The sequence below is a fragment of the Streptococcus halitosis genome, assembly GCF_003143695.2.
GTDB lineage: Bacteria > Bacillota > Bacilli > Lactobacillales > Streptococcaceae > Streptococcus > Streptococcus halitosis.
On the sequence record NZ_QEMY02000001.1, the window covers coordinates 948,888 to 971,853 of the forward strand.

The window sequence follows — 22,966 nt, forward strand, 5'->3', positions numbered from 1 at the left end:
ATGGATATTCAATTTTTAGGAACGGGGGCTGGTCAGCCCTCTAAAGCCCGCAACGTCTCAAGTCTCGCCCTGAAACTCTTGGATGAGATTAACGAAGTTTGGCTCTTTGACTGTGGAGAAGGAACGCAAAATCGCATTCTGGAAACCACGATTCGACCACGTAAGGTCAGCAAAATCTTTATCACTCACCTGCATGGAGACCATATCTTTGGCTTGCCAGGCTTCCTTTCTAGTCGTGCCTTTCAGGCCAATGAAGAGCAGACAGATTTGGACATCTATGGACCGCAAGGGATCAAGTCCTTTGTCTTAACTAGTTTACGTGTGTCAGGTTCTCGTCTGCCTTACCGCATTTATTTTCATGAGTTTGACCAAGATTCTCTAGGGAAAATCCTTGAAACCGATAAATTCACTGTGTATGCAGAGGAGCTGGATCACACTATTTTCTGTGTTGGCTATCGTGTCATGCAAAAGGACTTAGAAGGAACCTTGGATGCTGAGAAGCTCAAGGCTGCTGGTGTCCCATTTGGTCCGCTTTTTGGAAAAATCAAAAACGGCCAGGATGTTGTTTTGGATGATGGGACTGAAATCAAGGCGGCAGACTATATCTCAGCTCCCCGTCCGGGTAAGATTATTACTATTCTGGGTGACACCCGAAAAACCAATGCTAGTGTGCGTTTAGCTGTCAATGCCGATGTCCTTATCCATGAGTCGACTTATGGCAAGGGAGATGAAAAAATTGCTCGCAATCACGGTCACTCAACCAATATGCAGGCAGCACAAGTAGCAGCAGAAGCCAGTGCTAAGCGCCTCTTGCTCAATCATATCAGTGCTCGCTTCCTCTCAAAAGATATCAGCCAGCTTAAGAAAGATGCAGCTAGTATTTTTGAGAATGTCCATGTGGTTAAAGACTTGGAAGAAGTGGAAATCTAGAAGATTGAGAAAGGATAAGTATGCGTACTATTCTCATTACCGGAGCTAGCGGTGGATTAGCCCAAGAAATGGTCAAACTCTTGCCAAATGACCAACTGATCTTGCTAGGTAGAAACAAGGAAAAACTGGCACAACTCTACGGGAATCATCCTAATGTGGAATGGATTGAAATCGACATTACTGATGACTCAGCCCTAGAAGCTCTGGTCGCTGACCTCTATCTCCGTTATGGCAAGATTGATGTCTTGATTAACAATGCTGGTTATGGTATTTTTGAAGAGTTTGACAAGATCTCTGATCAAGACATTCACCAGATGTTTGAGGTTAATACCTTTGCCCTGATGAACCTATCACGTTTGATTGCTTCTCGTATGAAAGAAATCCGAAAAGGCCATATCATCAATATCGTCAGTATGGCAGGTTTGATAGCGACTAGCAAGTCTAGTCTTTACTCAGCAACCAAGTTTGCGGCTATTGGATTTTCAAATGCTCTGCGCCTCGAACTCATGCCCTATGGTGTCTATCTAACGACGGTTAATCCAGGACCGATTCGTACTGCCTTTTTTGACCAGGCAGACCCAGATGGGACCTACCTCAAGTCGGTTGACCGCTTTCTTTTAGAACCAGATGCAGTCGCTAAAAAGATTGTTAAGTGTATAGGAAAAAACAAACGGGAACTCAATCTCCCAGTTTTGTTGAACCTAGCCCATAAGTTTTACACCCTCTTTCCTAAGTTAGCAGATAAGTTGGCAGGGGGAATCTTTAATTATAAGTGAGAAAGCTGTTCCCTTGAGGAATGGCTTTTTGCTTTAATAAGGAGAAGTTGTTGATCAAAAATAATCCCTGAAAATACTGGTAGTTTATCTCTATTTGATAGTTTTGGAGTATAATTGAGATAAGAGAGCAGATTAAAGAGAGAATAAACTCCGAGTCTAACATAACTAAAAGTATATCTATAGTAGAAGCTTATGAAGTCAAGATAGAAGGAGCAGGCCATGGAATTTATTGTAGCTGAGGAAGGGATTCCTCAAAATATCGGATGTCAGGGAGCCCTGATTGCCTATTATGGCAGTGAGATAGAATTTCATTATGAAACCGTTCCACCACACGGTGATGAGATTTTTTCTGCCAAGTTGCCTTTGTTGGGGCTTGATCTGCCCTTTTGGATCTATGGGAGAAATCTCATATTTTTAGATGCTTACTACCTCTTAGCAGAAACAGTTAAGAAAGGGACTTGGAATCCCATAACGAGTATGCTCATCAACATTCATACGGGGGAATACGCCAGCCTAGACCACTGGTACAATCATATATCTATTGAGCAAAACGGTCTTGAGTTGAAAAATGATTATGATGGACAAGTCCTGACTTTGAAAACGGTTGATAAACTTCATTGGCTTGCCCTAGATGCTGAATCAGAAGAAAGGAACTAAAAATGGCAAAGAAAAGAGTTACATTACCAAAAGAGTTTAAGGATTTAATGGATGAAGGAAATATTGAAGCCCTTAAAGCAGTCTATGACCGTTGTGAATTAACCGCTCATGATGGAAGATTTAGCTTATGTACACCTCTGCATATGGGAGGAGTCCCGGATGAATTGGTTATCTGGCTTGTCGAACAGGGCTTGGATATCAATATCCCTGATTATTATGGAGCGACTCCTTTGTACCGTCAGGCAACCATGGGAAGAGAGACTGTAAAACTCTTGCTCGAATTGGGGGCAGATATTGAAAAAAGCAATACTTATGAAAATACACCTCTGCATATGGCAGCTGAGTTTTTTCATCCTAAGACCGTTGCACTTCTCATAGAAAAGGGAGCAGATGTTAACCCTAAAAATGATAGGGGACAGACTCCACTAGACTCCGTTCTCACTGTCTGTCGGGGAATCTATATTGCCCAAACAGCTGAAATTGCCTCTATGCTGTTGGATGCAGGTGCTAAGAAAACATCTACTATGAAAGAAAAGGTCGAAAATATCGGTAAAGATTTTGAATTTCATAGAGAAGGGATCAATCCCGACTATCTAGAAGCAGCAGATCAGGGTCTAGAAAAACTTTATGCTTTGTTTGATGTCAAGCCGGTAGCCAAACGAATAACCCACGATGGAGTTTCTCCGATTCTCGTAAAAGAAGGTAGTTGGGAGGAGCAATATGAGGAACTATGGTCTTTCTTGATTCCTTCAAGTGGAGCAGCCAAAACTGTTCAGGGAGAAGTTATTCGTATACCAGGTCGAGTTCGAGATGAACTGGATCGCAATGGTGGGGTCAACTGGGACAGGGACTATAGAAAAATGCTTCAAGCTCTCCCTCAATACTTGTCTCTAGGAATCCCCCTTTCAGATCAAAAATTAGAAGAGGCTAAAGAGCTTATTGCTCAAGTTCATGGGAAAGATTTTGATGACGAGCCTCGCCTAGACCGCCTGTGTCAGCTAGCTATTGCTTGGATTAAGCAAAATCCTGAACCCCTTCTCCTAGAAAAAACAAGTTATAAGCGGTAAAAAGCATTGGAAGACAGATAAAATAAAGAAATCATGGTGAAATGATGCAACTAATTGACCAAGTTAAAAAAATAGAAACTTATATTTGTGAGTGTTTTGAAGACTGGGATTTGGATGATCCTGTAGAGGAAGGATATCTGGAAGATTATCAGGGCATTTCTGGTGCTTCTGAGGAAGAGCTTCAAGCCTTTGAGGAAATATTTGGCATTCGTCTACCTAGTGACTTCAAAGAGCTTTATAGCTATAAAAATGGGAGTAAATACCTCTCTATTTTACCTTGTGTAATTGACCAGAGAGATTTTACTTTTTCTCTCATGAGTCTACAGGAAATTGAGACTTGTAAAAAGTACTTTCAAAATAGAGATGCTCTGTTAACCGAATTTCCCGACTATTTTTCTAGTCAAGACCTAGAAAACATGCATGATAGTAGAATTAAGCCCTATCTTTTTAATAAAAAATGGCTTCCTTTTGCTCAGTATTGTGACTCTTGTTATCTTATGCTGGATTTTGATCCAGACCAGGAGGCTCAGGAAGGTCAGGTTATTTGCTACATCCATGATCCTGACCAGGTGATCTATGCGGCTGAAAGCCTTACAAATCTGATTGAAGGGATAATGGATGAGATCATATGAATGGACAAATGTACCAAATAGCCTGTATCGTGGCAGCAGCTAGGAAGGCTTTAAAAACTGATCAGGCAATCTTGTATCATCCTGACCAATATATCAATAAGATTTGCTTTCAAATTTTGCCGTCAAAAAATGGGGAAGCTACAGAACTTTCTGTATCTGATTGGTTTGAAAATCTTAAGGAAAAAGGTTTGAAGGACTTACAATTATTTTGTCCTATTTCAGTTGAAGACAGAGGTATTTTAGGCTTCTCTAATACAACACAGAGTTCAATTCTCTGTTTTTATAAAGATGGGAAGGCAAGTTATTTCCTACCAAATTGGAAATCTGCTTCCCCAGGTAGGGGCTGGGATGTTACCTACACCGAGTATGAATGGGAAAGGTCTTCTCAAGACATTCCCCACTATGAAAATAATATCGAAGAATTTAAGGACATATTGACTCGTATAGAAGATTTAGCAATTAAAATTGAATGTGACAACTTTGCCAAAGTCTTTCAATCTGCTAGAAACTGTTTGCTAGACCCAGAATCTGGTAAAGGGCTGGTAGAACCTCAAATTCCACTGCAACATCTAAGCATATTTAGAGCTGCAAGCTCAGCGGATGTTTTTGGAGGAATGGGCTCCTGGAATGATGAACCTGGATGGCTGGCACAAGATAAGGGACTGGGTCAAGTATACGATGAACTTTCAGATCAATTGCTAAGAAATATTAGATCAGCCATTCTATTTGCCATCAACGAGTGGTGATGGATTAGGAGAGAGAAAATGGGGAAGTTAAAGTTAAGTCTATTGAATAAATGGGAACTAGACAAGGACTACAATAGTGTTTTCAATTCTGTCATGTTACATGATGGTAGAGCCTTTGTCTTGACCAGTGAGAAGGAAACTTTCAATCTCTACTGTCTGCTTGAAGTATCACCTTTGGGTGTGAAGGAGATAGATGCTTGGTATTGTGACCATGTTTGGGAGGAAGAGCCTCTACTCTTTACAGATGGACAAAATATTGGCATCATCAAGGCTGGCAAGGAAATAGTCTATTATACTGGTGATTTTTCTAATCCAGAAATTATTGCCATAAAGGATCCGCAAAGTATACTTCCTAAAAAGGCACAAGAGAGATATTTTCAAATCGTATCAGATAGCGACCAGATACCCGTGTGTTTTGAAAATCAAGTTTATACAAATCAGGCAAGAAACTTTGCCCTTTTAGAATTTGATCGAGAGAAAAAGCAGGCGAAGTGGACCACTTATTCGCATATTGATAAAAAAGATTTAAACCACCACGACACGAACTCAAGTTTTTGTCCTAAAATCGATAGTATGAAATCTTGGAAGCAAGAGCTCTATGCCTTTAGCTCTGGAGAAAGTCAAACCTCTGTCAATAAATGGGGCATGGACTATTATGCTCTTGTTAAAATCTCTAGTGATGGTCGTATTATCGAAAAGTTATTAGAATCTGAACATTTAAAGGCTTTAGGCAAAAAAGCTGGTGTCAATGGAATTTTTACGGATTCGCCTTATCTTATCCTGAGCCCCCTACTTAAGAATGATGACTGGAAGGGTAAGCAAAAGCTATTTTCTCTGGCAACGAGAGAATGGTGCGATATAGCTTTGCCTAGAGGAATGAGTAAACACAAGCTTCAAAATATGACAGACAACTTTTGTTTAACCTTCCTTTACGACAGAGGATTAAAAGAACTTGCCCTTTGTCGGATTGACTAGGCTGTAAATCAGAGTTAGAAATATTCTTAGAATAGAAGAAAATAAAAAAGCCTAAAAATGTTAAAACATCTTGACATTTCATCGATTTAGAGTATAATAAAAAATGTAAAGAGCTCTTGACATTGTTTTGACAGATTGGAGGAACAGGACTATGAGAAAAATGGATGAAATGGACAGAGCGATTCAGCTACGTTCTGAGGAATGGGGTTATAAAACGGCTCTATTTGGCTTATGTGGATGGACAGTATTTAATATTTATCAATCTATTACAAAAGGCATTGAACTTGAAATGTTACCATGTCTGATTTTATGTTTATCTATTTCTGTTCAAGGATTTACACAAATTGCCATAAAACAGAAAATGGTTGATGGTGATGAAGATTTTAAAGAACCTAATAAACTTGTTCAAGGAGTAATTTTGATGGTTGTTATCCTTATCGTAGTTTTGGCAATTGGCATTTATTGTTTTCAGAAAGACTAATGCTGTATGAAAAATAATATCAAACAGCTAAGAAAGTCTGAAGGACTACGTCAGGAAGATATGGCAAAAATATTAGGCGTTAGTCGACAAACCATTATTGCTATCGAGAATGACAAGTACAATCCTACACTTGAACTAGCAATGAAAATTGCAAGGTTGCTACAACTACATGTTGAAGAAATTTTCATTTTAGAAGATTAAAGATATCAGATAGCATTTATTCTAATCATCTGATTCGTAATGATGGAGAGTTTTCCGGTTCATGGAAACTCTCTTTTAAAGCTCATAAAGATTCTACTCAATTTTACCCTTGTCCATCTATATGTCTATCGTAAAACTGGTATAAAAATTGCAAATCGGATCTTTAAATAGTATACTAGTTCTGTTAGTTATGAAAACGTTTGCGTTTTTGTTGATGATGATTATTTAGGAGACAAGACATGGAATTGACAGCCATTTATCATAGACCAGAATCAGAGTATGCTTATCTTTACAAAGAAGGTCAGTTACATATCCGAATCAAAACCAAGAAAGATGATGTCCAGCAGGTCATTTTACATTATGGAGATCCCTTTATCTTCATCGAGGATAAGTATGAAGCCAAGAAAGAAATGACTAAAGTAACCTCAGATGCCCTATTTGACTATTGGCAGGTTACGGTCTCTGTTGATTTTGCTCGCATTCAGTATCTCTTTGAGCTCCTTGATAAAGAAGGTCAAGGTGTTTTTTACGGTGATAAGGGTTGCGTAGAACATACTCAAGAAAACTTGGATGCTGAAGGAAATGGTTTCAAGCTTCCTTATATTCACGAAATCGATGGTTGCCAAGTTCCTGACTGGGTTTCAAATACCGTTTGGTATCAGATTTTCCCAGAACGATTTGCTAATGGAAATCCTAATCTAACTCCAGATGGAGCTCGAGAGTGGGATGCTGTCATTGCACCTAACATGGATGATTTTTTTGGTGGAGATTTACAAGGGATTATTGACCATTTAGACTATCTTAAAGATTTGGGAATCACTGGACTTTACCTATGTCCAATTTTTGAAGCAACGACCAATCACAAGTACGATACGACGGATTATTTTGAAATTGACCGTCACTTTGGAGACAAGGAAGTCTTTCGTAATCTAGTCGAGGAAGCCCATAAACGTGGCATTAAGATTATGCTAGATGCTGTTTTCAATCATATCGGCTACCAGTCTGCCCAATGGCAGGATGTTCTAAAAAATGGAGAAAATTCTCCTTATAAAGATTGGTTCCATATTCAAGAGTTTCCAATTACAGAGGATAAACTTCAGAATCCAAGAGAACTCCCTTATCATACCTTTGCCTTTGCTAGCTATATGCCTAAGTTAAATACAGCAAATCCTGAAGTCAAAGACTATCTTTTAAGTGTTGCGACCTACTGGATTGAGAATTTTGATATCGATGCTTGGCGTTTGGACGTTGCCAATGAAATTGACCATCAGTTCTGGAAAGATTTTAGAAAGGCAGTTCTCGCTAAAAAGCCTGATTTGTATATTTTAGGTGAAATCTGGCATACGTCTCAACCTTGGCTAAAAGGGGATGAGTTCCATGCTGTCATGAACTACCCGCTCTCTGAAAGTATCAAGGATTATTTCTTGCGTCAGCATAAAAAGACAGAGCAGTTTATTTCAGAAATCAATAGCCAGTCAATGTACTACAAGCAACAAATCTCAGAAGTGATGTTTAACCTTCTGGATTCTCACGATACAGAGCGTATCCTCACAACTGCCAAAGGCAATGTGCAACATGTCAAGGCTGCTTTAACCTTCCTCTACCTTCAAAAAGGGACTCCTTGTATCTATTACGGAACAGAGCTTGCATTAATAGGTGGACCAGATCCCGACTGCCGTCGTGTCATGCCTTGGGACCGTGTGTCTGAGGACAATGATATGCTGAATTTCATGAAGAAATTAATCCAAGTCCGTAAAGGAGTTGCAAGCATTATTCAGCATGGTTCATATAGCTTGCAAGAAGTGAAACCATATGTTCTTTCCTTGAAATGGACCTACGAAGGAAAAGAAGTTCAGGCTATCTTTAATCAGTCTAAGGAGAATGTTATCTTAGACAGAGATTCAGTTGATTTAGCGAGTCATTGCCAGTTTGAAGATGGTCAGCAAGTCATCTTGCCAGATGGATTTGTAGTTACTATTTCTGAGTAAAAAGGATTAAAATAATGGCACTCAAGGAAGTTTATGAGTATTTTCGTCACTATGATAAGGAAACTTATCAGGTTGTCGCCTGCATGGGTAATGAACCATCGGAAGAAGATGTTCAGGATTTTGAAAATCAATACGGCATTCGTCTGCCAGGAGATTTCAGGGAATTCACCATGTCATCTCTGGGAGGTCTCTTTATGGAAGTCAGGGAAGAGCTATGGCCAAGAGCCAAGGCTTACGATGTAGCCCCTTTTTGGACTTTCTGTCGAGGTATTAAGGTCTTGGGAATTGCAAATGGCATCCCAGATTTCTTAGATATTCGAATTAAAACCAAGGAATTACACGCTCTGGGCTTTGAGGATTATATTCCATTTCTGTCTATCATCGGTGATGGAGATGTAATTTTCTGCTTTGATAAGGACAATCACATAGTAGCTTTGGATTGGTATAATAGTGGCGAAACTGAAGAGCTTAATTGTGATTTTTCAGGACTTTTACTCCAGCAAATTGCCGAGCTAGAAGAGCGTAAAAATGAGATGGTCAATCTTTTGGAAAAGGGAAAATCTAGTCAATAATCTATAAGGAAATATCAGTTTGATAGTCCGTAAAAGAGGTTGGGACAAAAGATCCCGACCTCACTTTTTTAGCAATCAAACTTTGACGCGTTAGCTGATTGAACTTTTTGTTCGTCTTTTAGACTCCAAAAAGCTCCTAATCATCCTCGCGAGGCTGGGACTACGAAATCGAGACTTTGTCTATCGATTTCTGTCCCACCGCCTTTTTTAGTAAAACCATTCACTAAATCTACATTCAGATTTTTAAACTTTTCTACAAATTATAGAAAAAACAATCAAAAATATGATTTTTTGTGTTTAGGCTATTGAAATTTCCTATATTATTTTATAGAATAAGGATAAAAGGCTATGAAAAAGTAATACGTTTACAAGAAAATGGAAGCGGTTACTAAAGGAGGATTTTATGGAAAAAGGCCATTGGAATCGTAAAAGAGTCTACAGCATTCGTAAGTTTGCCGTAGGAGCTTGCTCTGTCATGATTGGAACCTGTGCGGTTCTATTTGGAGGAAGTGTCATTGGAGAATCACCAGTTTTCGCGGATGAAACTCCAATTACTCACACCGTGGAACAAGCAAAAGAGGAAAGTCCGGCAGTGGAGGAAAAAGAAAATCAAGCTGTAGCAGAGCACAAGGATGCTGCAAGTGTCGACCAAAGTCAAGCTGCACCAATTGAAGCAAGCAAACCAGAGGTGAAAGAAGATGAACCTGTAACTCCAAAAGAGGAGAAAGCATCTCTAAAACCTGAAGAAACAGCTCCAAAGGTAGAATCTCAAGCTTCAAGTCAAGAAAAGCCTGTCAAGGAAGAGTTGAAAGCTGCGACAAATGAAGAAGTGAATCAAATGATTGAAGATAGAAAAGTGAATTTTAATCAAAATTGGCACTTTAAACTCAATGCGAATCCTAAAGAAGCTGTGAAATCAGATGCCGATGTATCAACATGGCAAAAATTGGATCTCCCACACGACTGGAGTATCTTTAACGATTTTGACCATCAGTCACCTGCCCAAAATGAGGGTGGACAGCTCAATGGTGGTGAAGCTTGGTATCGCAAGACCTTTAAACTTGATGAAAAAGATCTCAAGAAAAATGTTCGTGTGACCTTTGATGGTGTCTATATGGACTCTCAAGTCTATGTCAATGGCCAGTTAGTGGGGCATTATCCAAATGGTTATAACCAGTTCTCATACGATATCACCAAATACCTTCACAAAGATGGTCGTGAGAATGTGATTGCTGTCCATGCGGTTAACAAACAACCAAGTAGCCGTTGGTACTCTGGTAGCGGTATTTACCGTGATGTGACCTTGCAAGTGACAGATAAGGTTCATGTTGAGAAAAATGGAACAACTATCTTAACACCAAAACTGGAAGAACAGCAACATGGCAAGGTTGAAACTCATGTAGCCAGCAAAATCGTCAATACAGATGATAAAGACCATGAACTGGTGGCAGAGTATCAAATCGTTGAACGTGGTGGCCAGGCTGTAACAGGCTTGGTTCGTACAGCTAGCCGTACCCTGAAAGCACATGAGTCAACAAGCCTTGATGCGATTCTAGAAGTTGAAAGACCAAAACTCTGGACAGTTTTAAATGATAAACCTGCTTTGTACGAATTGATTACGCGTGTTTACCGTGATGGTCAATTAGTCGATGCTAAGAAAGATTTGTTTGGTTACCGTTACTATCATTGGACTCCAAATGAAGGTTTCTCTTTGAATGGTGAACGCATTAAATTCCATGGTGTTTCCTTGCACCATGACCACGGAGCGCTTGGAGCAGAAGAAAACTATAAGGCAGAATACCGTCGTCTCAAACAAATGAAGGAGATGGGCGTTAACGCCATCCGTACAACTCATAACCCTGCAAGTCCACAGACTTTGCAAATCGCAGCAGAACTTGGTTTGCTGGTTCAGGAAGAGGCCTTTGATACGTGGTATAATGGAAAGAAACCTTATGACTACGGGCGTTTCTTTGAAAAAGATGCCACTCACCCAGAAGCTAGAAAAGGTGAAAAATGGTCTGACTACGATCTTCGTACCATGGTCGAAAGAGATAAAAATAACCCAGCTGTCTTCATGTGGTCTATCGGGAATGAAATTGGTGAAGCAGATGGAAAGGCTCACTCTCTTGCAACGGTTAAACGCTTAGTAAAAGTGATTAAAGATGTTGATACTACACGTTATGTTACCATGGGAGCAGATAAGTTCCGCTTTGGTGATGGTAGCGGTGATCATGAGAAAATTGCTAATGAACTGGATGCAGTTGGTTTCAACTACTCAGAAGACAACTACAAGAAACTTCGTGCGAAACATCCAAACTGGTTGATTTATGGTTCAGAAACATCTTCAGCAACCCGTACACGCGGTAGCTATTATCGTCCTGAACAAGAATTGGTACATAGCAACCAAGCTTATCGTAACTATGAACAGTCAGATTATGGAAATGATCGTGTTGGTTGGGGTAAAACGGCAACCGCTTCATGGACCTTTGACCGTGACAACGCTGGCTATGCTGGACAGTTTATCTGGACAGGTACGGACTATATCGGTGAACCTACACCATGGCACAATCAAAACCAAACTCCCGTTAAGAGCTCTTACTTTGGTATCGTAGATACAGCTGGTATTCCAAAAAATGACTTTTATCTCTACCAAAGCCAATGGGTTTCTGCCAAGAAGAAACCGATGGTGCACCTCCTTCCTCACTGGAACTGGGAAAATAGAGAATTGGCATCTAAAGTAGAAGATGCACAAGGAAAGATTCCAGTTCGTGCGTACTCAAACGCTGCAAGCGTAGAATTGTTCTTGAACGGTCAATCTCTCGGTGTTAAAAAGTTCAACAAAAAACAAACTAGTGATGGCCGTACCTACCAAGAAGGTGCCAATGCCAAGGAACTCTACCTTGAGTGGAAGGTTGCGTACCAACCAGGTACTTTGGAAGCTGTAGCTCGCGATGAAGCTGGAAAAGAAATTGCACGTGATAAGATCACTACTGCAGGCCAACCAGCAGGTGTTCGCCTCGTCAAGGAAGAACATGCAATCGCAGCAGATGGAAAAGACTTGACCTACATCTACTACGAAATCGTAGATAGTGAAGGAAATGTGGTACCAACTGCCAATAATTTGGTTCGTTTCCAATTGCATGGACAGGGTCAACTGGTCGGTGTCGACAATGGGGAACAAGCCAGCCGTGAACGCTACAAGGCGCAACCAGATGGTTCTTGGATCCGTAGAGCCTTTAACGGTAAAGGGGTTGCCATTGTTAAATCAACTGAACAAGCAGGTAAATTCACACTAACAGCTCATTCAGATCTCTTGAAATCTGGTCAAGTAACGGTCTTTACAGGTAAAAAAGAAGACCAAGAAAAGACCGTTCTAGGAACAGAGGTACCAAAAGTACGTACTGTTATTGAGAAAGAGCCAAAAATGCCGAAGACAGTCGGTTTTATCTACAGTGATGGCAGTCGTGAAAAACGTCCAGTAACTTGGTCTTCAGTTGATGTGAGCAAGCCTGGTATTGTAACGGTCAAAGGCACGGCTGACGGACGAGAGGTAGAGGCTCGTGTTGAGGTTCTAGCAATTGCGAAAGAACTGCCTACTGTAAAACGTGTTGCCCCAGGAACAGACTTGAGTGCTGTTGATAAATATGTTTCTATCGCTGTAACGGATGGAAGCGTTCAAGAATACGAAGTTGATAAGTGGGAGATTGCGGAAGCAGATAAAGCTAAACTGTCAGTTGCAGGATCACGTATTCAAATGACTGGTCAACTGGGTGGTGAGACTATTCACGCTACCCTTGTAGTAGAAGAAGGTGAGGCTGCGGTACCTGCAGTACCAACTGTAACGGTTGGTGGCGAATCTGTCACTGGTCTTACTACTCAAAATCCAATGCAATATCGAACTCTTGCTTACGGTGCATCCTTGCCAGAAGTTGTAGCAAGTTCTGAAAATGCGGATGTTACTGTAGTCCAAGCAAGTGCAGCAAACGGCATGCGTGCAAGCATCTATGTTCAACCAAAAGATGGTGGACCTCTTCAAACCTATGCAATTCAATTCCTTGAAGAAGCACCAAAAATTGACCACTTGAGCTTACAAGTAGAGCAAGCTGACGGTCTTAAAGAAGACCAAACAGTGAAATTGTCTGTACACGCTCACTATCAAGACGGAACAAAAGCAGTTTTACCAGCTGATAAAGTAACCTTCTCTACAAGTGGTGAAGGGGAAGTCGCAGTTCGTAAAGGAATGCTTGAGTTACATAAGCCAGGAGCAGTCACTCTGAAAGCGGAATATGATGGAGCTAAAGGCCAAGTTGAACTCACTATCCAAGCCAATACTGAGAAGAAGGTTGCGCAATCTATCCGTCCAGTAAATGTAGTGACAGACTTGCATCAAGAACCTACTCTTCCAGCAACAGTAACGGTTGAGTATGACAAAGGTTTCCCTAAAACTCATAAAGTCACTTGGCAAGCTATTCCGAAAGAAAAACTTGACTCCTATCAAACATTTGAAGTACTAGGTAAAGTTGAAGGAATTGACCTTGAAGCGCGTGCTAAAGTCTCTGTAGAAGGTATTGTTTCGGTTGAAGAAGTCAGCGTGACAACACCAATTGCAGAAGCGCCACAATTACCAGAAAGTGTTCGTACCTACGATTCAAATGGTCACGTTTCATCTGCCAAGGTTACATGGGATGCGATTCAATCAGACCAATACGCCAAGGAAGGTGTCTTTACAGTTAATGGTCGCCTAGAAGGTACGCAATTAACTACCAAACTTCATGTTCGTGTGTCTGCTCAAACTGAGCAAGGAGCAAATATTTCTGACCAATGGACAGGTTCAGAATTGCCACTGGCCTTTGCTTCAGACTCAAATCCAAGCGATCCTGTTTCAAATGTCAACGATAAATTGATTTCCTTTAATGACCGACCAGCCAACCGTTGGACAAACTGGAATCGTACTAATCCAGAAGCTTCAGTCGGTGTCCTATTCGGAGATTCAGGTATCTTGAGCAAACGTTCTGTTGATAATCTAAGTGTCGGATTCCACGAAGACCACGGAGTTGGTGTACCTAAGTCTTATGTGATTGAATATTATGTCGGTAAGACCGTTCCAACAGCCCCTAAAAACCCTAGCTTTGTAGGTGAGGAAAACCATGCCTTTAATGATCCTGCAAACTGGAAAGAGGTAAGCAATCTCAAAGCACCAGCGCAACTCAAAGCTGGAGAAATGAATCATTTCAGCTTTGATAAAGTTGAAACCTATGCGGTTCGCATTCGTATGGTTCGACTTGATAGCAAGAAAGGAACTTCTATCACAGAAGTACAAATCTTTGCGAAACAAGTTGCGGCAGCCAAACAAGGACAAACAAGAATCCAAGTTGACGGTAAAGATTTAGCAAACTTCAACCCTGATTTGACTGACTACTATCTTGAGTCTGTAGATGGAAAAGTTCCTGCAGTAACAGCAAGTGTTAGCAACAATGGTCTCGCTACCGTCGTTCCAAGTGTTCGTGAAGGTGAGCCAGTCCGTGTCATCGCTAAAGCTGAAAATGGCGACATCTTAGGAGAATACCGTCTACATTTCACTAAGGACAAAGACTTACTTTCTCGTAAACCTCTTGCTGCGGTTAAACAAGCACGTTTGGTACAAGTAGGTCAACCACTTGAATTGCCAACTAAGGTTCCGGTTTACTTCACAGGTAAAGACGGCTATGAAACAAAAGACTTGGCAGTTGAATGGGAAGAAGTTCCAGCAGAAAATCTGACAAAAGCAGGTCAATTTACTGTTCGAGGTCGTGTCCTTGGTAGTGACCTCGTTGCGGAATTCTCTGTACGAGTGACAGACAAACTTGGTGAGGCCCTCTCAGACAACCCTGACTATGATGAAAATAGTAACCAAGCCTTTGCCTCAGCAACTAATGATATTGACGATAGTTCTCATGACCGTGTAGACTATATCAATGATAGAGATCATTCAGAAAATCGTCGTTGGACAAACTGGTCTCCAACACCATCTTCTAACCCAGAAGTATCAGCAGGTGTGGTCTTCCGTGAAAATGGTAAGATTGTAGAACGGACTGTTGCGCAAGCCAAACTTCATTTCTTTGCAGATAGTGGAACGGATGCGCCATCTAAACTTGTTTTAGAACGTTATATTGGTCCAGAGTTTGAAGTGCCAACCTATTATTCAAACTACCAAGCCTACGAATCAGGCCATCCATTCAACAATCCAGAAAATTGGGAAGCTGTGCCTTATCGTGCAGATAAAGACATTGCATCTGGTGATGAAATCAACGTAACATTTAAAGCTGTCAAAGCCAAAGCCATGAGATGGCGCATGGAGCGCAAAGCAGACAAGAACGGTGTTGCGATGATTGAGATGACCTTCCTTGCACCGAGTGAATTGCCTCAAGAAAGTACCCAATCAAAAATTCTTGTAGATGGAAAAGAGCTTCTTGACTTCGCTGAAGATCGTCAAGACTACCAAATCACCTATAAAGGTCAACGTCCAAAAGTCTCAGTCGAAGAAAGTAATCAAGTAGCTTCAACAGTTGTAGATAACGGAGATGATAGCCTTCCAGTACTTGTTCGCCTTGTTTCAGAAAGTGGAAAACAAGTCAAGGAATACCGTATCCAGTTTACAAAAGAAAAACCAGTTTCTGAGAAGACTGTTGCTGCTGTACAAGAAGATCTTCCAAAACTCGAATTTGTTGAAAAAGATTTGGCCTACAAGATAGTTGAGAAAAAGGATCCAACACTGTATCTAGGTGAAACTCGTGTAGAACAAGAAGGAAAAGTTGGTAAGGAACGGATCTTTACAGCGGTTAATCCTGATGGAAGTAAGGAAGAAAAACTTCGTGAAGTGGTAGAGGCTCCGACAGACCGCATCGTCTTGGTTGGAACGAAACTAGGAACCTCCCTCCCAGAAGATGAAGTGAAGAACCTAGTCCTTAACAGACCAGAACTTGTAATCGAAGAAGAAACAATTGACTTCAAGGTTCTGGAACGTAAGTCTGATAAGTTGTATCTAGGTGAAACTCGTATCCTCCAAGAAGGTCAAAAGGGTATCCGTGTTCACTTGATCGAGGTTGAAAATGGTAAGCGGACTGAAAAAGAAAGCTATGATAAAGTTATAGCTCAGGATCGCATCGTAGAAGTTGGAACGAAACCAGGAACCTCCCTTCCAGAAGATGAAGTGAAGAACCTTGTCCTTAACAAACCAGAACTTGTAATCGAAGAAGAAACAATTGACTTCAAGGTTCAGGAACAAAAGAACGATAAGCTTCCAGCAGGTCAAACCCGTGTTCTCCAAGAAGGACAAAAAGGTATCCGTGTTCACTTGATCGAAGTTGAAAATGGCAAACGAACTGAAAAAGAAAGCTATGATAAAGTCGTGGCTCAGGATCGCATCGTAGAAGTGGGTACGGCTGGTGAAACAACTAGACCAGTACCTCAAGAATCTACAAAACCACAAGTATCAGAAAAAACAGATACAAAACAAAACACTTCAAGTGCAGCTGGTCCGGTTCAAAAAGAGCAGTTACCAAATACAGGAAGTGCAGAAGGTCAAGCAGCAGTAGTAGCAGGCTTAGCTCTTCTTGGTTTGAGTGCAGGACTAGTGGCCACTAAAGGCAAAAAAGAGGATTAGAATTTCTACGATATGAAGAGATGGGGACAAAATAGATTTATATTTTAAAAACTCTTCATTATGAATTTTGAAAATCTAATAGATTAAATAAAAAGTGAACCAAACTATTCTGGGGCAATCAGAATTCTGTTTAGTTCACTTTTTGTTATGTTCTAAACTTTTGCTTTAATATATTTCTACTATATTAAATCTTATAACAGCATATAGATTAATAAATTGGCTATATTTAGTTTTATGAATAAAGTGACATTATTTATTGAAAGGGAGTAGAAATATCAAAGGAATGAATTCTTTGAAGTTGACATTTCGTAAATAAATTCTTTAGTAATGAAATAAATTAATTAAAATATATATGATATAATAAACTTGATAAGTTCTATTATATTATGTGCTGTAAGTAAATATAATTTTATCAAGAATAGAGCATGGTGTTATTATGGATACGTCACTATATTGTGGAGGTGTTGCGTACGTAGAATTGAATACTTAATTTTTTATCGATATACAAATAGAAAGGTTGGTCATAATGGATAAGATAAAAAAATATCTCGGTTTTCTAGTGTTCCCTCTTTTATTCTTGATGATGCTTTTCCCGGTGGGTGAAGCACATGCGGCAACTGATATCACGAGTAAAGTCAAAATAGATAACTTGAAGATTACTATAGCATCCACAGGAAGCGAGACTGAAGGAATTCATGGTTCAAATGATACTTTGATGAAATTGAAATATTCAGGTAAATTCTCATTCCCCAATGTGGCAGCTAATGAAATCAAGGATGGTGATTACTTTATCGTAAAGGCTCCAAATAACTTGAGTTTGACGGATGGTAGTCTGGATTTGATTGATTCGACGTCAAATATCAAAATGGGGACTGTCCAAGTGGATAATGCTAACCATCGGCTGGTATTTACCTTCAATGATAAGGTGAAGGACAAGCAAAATATCCGTGGGGACTTTGTTGCAGAAGCAACTGAAACACTCCAAAAAGAGGGGAAAACGGTTACTTATGTTTTGCCAGATGGTAAAAAACAGACCATCACGTATAAAGTAAATACTTATCAACAGACTGACGTGATAGGAGAAACCATTACAAAGTACGGTTATAACGATAACAATAAGGCGATAGCACATTTTCAGATGAAGATTAATCGCGCTAAGAAAGATATGACTGGACATGTGGTGAAGATTACAGATGACGTTTCAAAGGGAGCCTTTGCTAACTATGTGGAAGGTACTTTCTATATGCATGAAGCGGAATTCGAAACGACGAATACGAATTCATCTGCTCTTAAACATTTAGGTGATGAATACGAAATCACAACCGATCCGGAGGTATACAAGGCTAACTCAGATAAAAAAGCTTTGTTGACCTTTGTCAACGGGAAACGAGGATTTGAGTTGCTCATGCCGACCAATATGGGAACAAAGAGCTTTTTCTTAACGTATGATACATCCTCACCAGCAGATACTTCAATGATAAGTAACTCAGCGCAGTACTTGATTGATAATCAACCACAACTTATTTGGGAAAACTACGGAGGTAGTATTGGAACCAGAACAGAAGCAACGTTTAATTTAAAGACGGTTAAATCTGTAGGTGCGTCAGTCACAGCTGATATTGCTGGTAAGATCAAAATCACAAAATACGATGAAGCGGATGCAACTGTTAAGTTGGCAGGCGTTGTCTTTGAAATCCGTGAGAAAACCACTAATAATTTGGTTGATACCGTTACAACAGATGCGGATGGGATAGCTGTCTCAAAGGCTCTCAATAATGGTAAGTATATCGTTAAAGAAAAAACTCCTAAATCAGGCTATCAGGTAAATAGTCAAGAGTTCGAAGTGGAGATGAAAGATGGAAAGGGTGTTCCCCTCAATATCTCTAACAAACGTGTGACAGTTGACTTTGAAGCAACCAAGACTTGGGTAAACGGAAAAGCAACTGACTACAAAAAAGTCAAACTCGGTTTGTATGTGCACAAAGAAGGACAAACTGTTGCAGATGCAAAACCTGTTACTGGGAACTACACCCCTGAAGTGACAGAGTCTAATGGTGTTTACACTTATAAGTGGCTAAATCGACTACCTAAGTACGATGTTGATGGAAAAACAGAATTAGTCTACTCTGTTCGCGAGCTTCAAGATACTACTGAACTTCCTTTGAAAGAAGGAGAGAAAGTCAAAGTAGGCGACAACAGCTATGTTGTATCCTATAACGGAAACAACAAAGTCACCAACACTTACGAAGTTCCAAAGACAAACGTGACGGCTAAGAAAATCTGGGTTGGCGGTCAGGAATATATTCGTCCAACTGTCTACTTCAAACTCTATCGTACGCCAGAAGGTGGAGCGATTGAAGAAGTAGCTGGTGCTGCCCAAAAAGAAGTTCCCAAAACAGATGGAACTGTAGAATGGACAGACCTTCCTGCGACAGATGAGCACGGTGTGAAGTACACTTATAGTGTGATGGAAGTCGATGAAGATGGCAATCTTGTCACTGCTGTAGATGGTTATACAGCCAATCAAACAGCTGATTTAACTGTCACAAACACCTATGGTACTTCACCAACTAAGGTTGATATTGAAGTCAAAAAAGAATTGGTGGGTGGTCGTCCAACACCTCTTCAAAACGAAGAATTTGAATTTATCTTGAAAGACAAAAATGGCCAAGAAGTTCAAAGAGCTAAGAACGATGCAGCTGGTCGCGTAGTCTTCAAAGATATTCCTTTCGATAAAGCGGGTGAATACGAATTTACTGTTGTTGAAGTGAATGCTGGTCAAACCATCGATGGTGTGACTTACGATGTTAGAACAGTACCAGTCACAGTAAGTGTAACAGATGATGGAAAAGGTAAACTGGTTGCGACAGTATTGTATCATCCTATTACTGCTGTGGCACTTCCGTCAGCTAATTTGGTCTCTTCAGCACCTAGTTCTAATCTTGTACCATCACTTACTGGTGCAGTGAATAGAGCTACTGATAGTGGAATTCAGACATTCAAAAATACTTATAAAGCAACTAATGCTAAGGCCGTTCTTGAAGTGACTAAGCAGTTGACCGGTCGTACGACAGGAGCTCAAGAAAATGAGTTCGAATTTACGTTGACAGACCAAGTTGGTAACGTTGAAACTAAGAGAAATGATGCAGATGGAAAAGTTAAGTTTCATGAATTGACCTTCGATGAAGCAGGTACTTATACTTACACTATCAAGGAAGTAAAAGCTGGTACAACTGAAAATGGTATTACCTACGATTCTAAGACAGTCACAGCTAAAGTAACTGTAACAGATGACGGTCATGGTAAACTGACTGCAGTTTTTTCTTATGACAACGATGAAAGACACTTCGAAAATACTTACAAAGCTGCAAATGCTAAAGCAGCTCTTGAAGTGACTAAGAAGTTGACAGGACGTGAGTTGAAAGCTGATGAATTTGAGTTCACTTTGACAGACCAAGACGGTAATGTGAAAGAAACCGTGAAGAATGACAAAGACGGAAACGTTAAGTTCTCAGAATTGGAATTCGACAAAGCAGGCACTTATACTTATAAGATTGCTGAAAAAGCGGGTACTGCTACAGGTATCCAGTACGATACTAAAACCATCACAGCTACAGTAACTGTAGCGGACAATGGTAAAGGTGTCCTTGAAGCAACCGTTGCTTATGACGGTGAAAAAGTATTCGAGAACACTTACACACCAGCAGGGGCTACAAGTGTCACTCTTGGAGCTAAGAAAGTTCTTGAAGGCAAGAATCTTGAAGCAGGTAAATACAGCTTTGTTCTGAAAGAAGGCGATAAAGAGCTTGAAACAGTAACAAACGCTGCTGATGGAACGGTGACCTTCTCACCAATCTCATATGATGAGAGCCAAGTGGGAACTCACAAGTATACCATCTCAGAAGTTGGTGGATCTGAAGCAGGAATCACTTACGATAAGACAGTTCAAGAAGTTGAAGTAACGGTTGAAAAAGTAAGTGCAACTGAATTGAAAGCAACGGCTTCAAAAGAAGCAAAAGATCTTGTATTTACAAACACTTACACTCCAGCCAAAACTTCAGTTTCTGTGACGAAAAAATGGGATGATAAGAACAACCAAGATGGTAAACGTCCAGCGTCTGTCACAGTTAAATTGCTTGCAGATGGTCAAGATACTGGTAAGACACTTGAACTTAACGCCGCAAACAACTGGGCTGGAAGCTTCACAGACCTTGATGCTGATAAAGGCGGCACATCTATCCAGTACACAGTAGTAGAAGTAACTGTTCCTGGTTACACTTCAGAAGTTACTGGTGACGCTGCCTCAGGATTCACCATCACAAATAGCTATTCTCCAGAAACAGTTGATGTAAAAGCAACTAAGAACTGGGATGACGCGAATAACCAAGACGGCAAACGTCCAACTAAGATTACAATCAATCTTTTAGCAGACGGTCAGAAAGTCGATTCGAAAGAGGTTCAAGCAGCCGCAGACGGAACTTGGACTGTCGAATTCACGAAATTGGCAAAATATAAAGCTGGTAAAGAAATCAAATACACTGTAACAGAAGAAGCCGTAGCAGAATACGAATCAACTATTACAGACTTTACCATCACAAACAAATATGCACCAAAAGAAATCGACTACAAGGTAACAAAAGTATGGAACGACGCGAACAACCAAGACGGCAAACGTCCTGAGTCTGTAACGGTTCAACTTTTCAAATCTGTAGGTGGATCTAAACCAGTAGCTGTTGAAGGTAAGAAATTGACCTTGTCAGCTAAGGATAAGACCGACGCTAACACTTGGGTAGCATCCTTCACAAATCTTCCACAATACGAAGCTGGTAAAGAAATCACTTACTCTATTGATGAAGTAGATGTACCAGCTGGCTATAAAGTCTCTGTAACTGGTCAAGTAGTGACAAACAATTACACACCAGATACAGTTATCCTTTCAGGAACTAAGGTTTGGAAAGATAACAACAACCAAAGCGGCAAACGTGCAGATAAAGTGAAAGTTCAAATTCTTAATGGCGATAAAGTCGTTCAAGAAATTGAAGTTTCAGAAAAAACTGGTTGGAAGTTTGAATCTAAAAAACTTCCTAAGTATGAAAATGGTCAAGAAATCAAGTACACTGTCAAAGAAGTGGCTGTGAAAGAATATACCTCAACAGTTACTACGGACAAAGATGGTAAGTACACAGTTACCAATGAATACACACCAGTGAAAACATCTGTAAAAGGTCATAAGATCTGGAAAGGTGATGAAAACCATAAAGACGCTCGTCCATCTTCTATCACTGTGAAACTTCTTGCGGATGGTAAAGATACTGGTAAAACTGCAATAGCTTCAGAAGCAACTGGTTGGACTTATGAGTTTACTGGTCTTGAGCGTTATAAAGATACTAAAGATACAGAAATCAAGTACTCTGTAGAAGAAGTACCGGTTGAAGGTTATTCATCTAAAGTAGAAGGCCTCAATATCACAAATACATACGTTCCAGAAAAACCAACACCAGGCAAACCAAATGAACCAGGAAAACCAGGTTCAAAACCTCAACTTCCTAACACTGGTGAAAAAGCATCTAATGTAGCAGTAGTTGCAGGACTTGCTTTGATGGCAGTGACTGGTGGATTGTACTTTGTAAGCCGTAAAAATAAATAATCTCTAAAAGAGAGTTAATTTTCAGTTAGTTCTTAGGAAGTAATTGGAAAGGAAATAGTCCAGAACAATTGTTCTGGACTATTCTTTTATCTTGAAAAATATGGAAGGCTTTTTAATCGTTCGAGTAGGGGACGGCTAATGAAACTAATGGCAATAATCTTACCAAGATCAGGGAGGATAAAGGGAAGGACACCTACTGCAAGCGCCTTATCAAGTGGCATACCAGCTAGGAAGTGGAGGCTGAGAATACCTCCGACAAAGACGAGAGAATCACCCAAGAGATTGGCTAGGAAAATGCGAATATAGCCACTATTTTGATGGATGAGATAAGATGTAAGTCCTGCATAGACAAGGTCGAACCAAAGATAGCCTGAACTTGGACCGACTAAAACGTGGAATCCTGCACCTCCCCCTGCAAAGACAGGTAAACCAATGGCACCCAGCAGGAGGTAGAGAGCAACAGATAGAACGGCTTCCCTAGGTCTAAAAACAGTAGCAATCAGACCGATTGCAAAGTTTTGCAAAGTGAAAGGTACAGGACCGATAGGGAGACTGATTTGTGCCAATACGGCGATGAGAGCAGCTCCGATAGCAGGGATAGCATAGATATGAGCTTTTTTCAAAACTGTTAACCTCTTTTCAAAATTATAGT

14 protein-coding genes are annotated in these 22,966 nt (G+C 40.3%); 13 read left to right on the top strand and 1 reads right to left on the bottom strand.

Annotated features, from left to right (window positions below):
- From rnz to DB729_RS04810, 13 genes are all read left to right on the top strand, one after another.
- Entirely contained in the window at positions 1 to 930 is a 930-nt protein-coding gene (gene rnz / locus DB729_RS04750) for a ribonuclease Z (RefSeq protein ID WP_000354325.1), read from the top strand.
- Positions 931 to 950: 20 nt separating this feature from the next.
- Entirely contained in the window at positions 951 to 1,706 is a 756-nt protein-coding gene (locus DB729_RS04755; RefSeq protein ID WP_109290120.1) for an SDR family NAD(P)-dependent oxidoreductase, read from the top strand.
- Between the two features lie 219 nt (positions 1,707 to 1,925).
- Positions 1,926 to 2,363 carry a hypothetical protein gene (locus DB729_RS04760; protein ID WP_000394429.1) on the top strand — a complete coding sequence of 146 codons (438 nt, stop codon included), beginning with the start codon at positions 1,926 to 1,928 and terminating at the stop codon, positions 2,361 to 2,363.
- Between the two features lie 2 nt (positions 2,364 to 2,365).
- Complete coding sequence (locus DB729_RS04765; protein ID WP_109290119.1) at positions 2,366 to 3,430, top strand: ankyrin repeat domain-containing protein; 1,065 nt, start codon at positions 2,366 to 2,368, stop codon at positions 3,428 to 3,430.
- Positions 3,431 to 3,474: 44 nt separating this feature from the next.
- Positions 3,475 to 4,062, top strand: a complete 588-nt coding sequence (locus DB729_RS04770) for an SMI1/KNR4 family protein (RefSeq protein ID WP_001175979.1) — start codon at positions 3,475 to 3,477, stop codon at positions 4,060 to 4,062.
- Positions 4,059 to 4,808, top strand: a complete 750-nt coding sequence (locus DB729_RS04775; RefSeq protein WP_109290118.1) for a hypothetical protein — start codon at positions 4,059 to 4,061, stop codon at positions 4,806 to 4,808. The genes DB729_RS04770 and DB729_RS04775 overlap by 4 nt, the downstream gene beginning before the upstream one ends.
- Before the next feature lie 120 nt (positions 4,809 to 4,928).
- Positions 4,929 to 5,783, top strand: coding sequence for a hypothetical protein (locus DB729_RS04780; RefSeq protein ID WP_244201072.1), 855 nt, complete (start codon positions 4,929 to 4,931; stop codon positions 5,781 to 5,783).
- Positions 5,784 to 5,934: 151 nt separating this feature from the next.
- Positions 5,935 to 6,264 (top strand): hypothetical protein, encoded by a 330-nt coding sequence (locus DB729_RS04785; RefSeq protein ID WP_033584556.1) that lies wholly within the window; start codon positions 5,935 to 5,937, stop codon positions 6,262 to 6,264.
- A gap of 6 nt (positions 6,265 to 6,270) precedes the next feature.
- Complete coding sequence (locus DB729_RS04790) at positions 6,271 to 6,465, top strand: helix-turn-helix transcriptional regulator (protein WP_033584559.1); 195 nt, start codon at positions 6,271 to 6,273, stop codon at positions 6,463 to 6,465.
- Positions 6,466 to 6,704: 239 nt separating this feature from the next.
- Positions 6,705 to 8,453, top strand: coding sequence for a glycoside hydrolase family 13 protein (locus DB729_RS04795; RefSeq protein WP_084939824.1), 1,749 nt, complete (start codon positions 6,705 to 6,707; stop codon positions 8,451 to 8,453).
- A gap of 14 nt (positions 8,454 to 8,467) precedes the next feature.
- On the top strand, positions 8,468 to 9,025 hold the full coding sequence (locus DB729_RS04800; protein WP_084939823.1) for an SMI1/KNR4 family protein: 558 nt from the start codon (positions 8,468 to 8,470) through the stop codon (positions 9,023 to 9,025).
- Between the two features lie 403 nt (positions 9,026 to 9,428).
- Positions 9,429 to 16,667, top strand: coding sequence for an LPXTG-anchored adhesin/beta-galactosidase BgaA (bgaA, locus tag DB729_RS04805; RefSeq protein WP_109290116.1), 7,239 nt, complete (start codon positions 9,429 to 9,431; stop codon positions 16,665 to 16,667).
- 526 nt (positions 16,668 to 17,193) lie between these two features.
- Complete coding sequence (locus DB729_RS04810) at positions 17,194 to 22,314, top strand: Cna B-type domain-containing protein (RefSeq protein ID WP_125080838.1); 5,121 nt, start codon at positions 17,194 to 17,196, stop codon at positions 22,312 to 22,314.
- 86 nt (positions 22,315 to 22,400) lie between these two features.
- Here the strand turns inward: DB729_RS04810 and DB729_RS04815 are convergent, their stop codons facing one another.
- Complete coding sequence (locus DB729_RS04815; RefSeq protein WP_061598261.1) at positions 22,401 to 22,937, bottom strand: biotin transporter BioY; 537 nt, start codon at positions 22,935 to 22,937, stop codon at positions 22,401 to 22,403.
- Positions 22,938 to 22,966 lie beyond the last annotated feature (29 nt).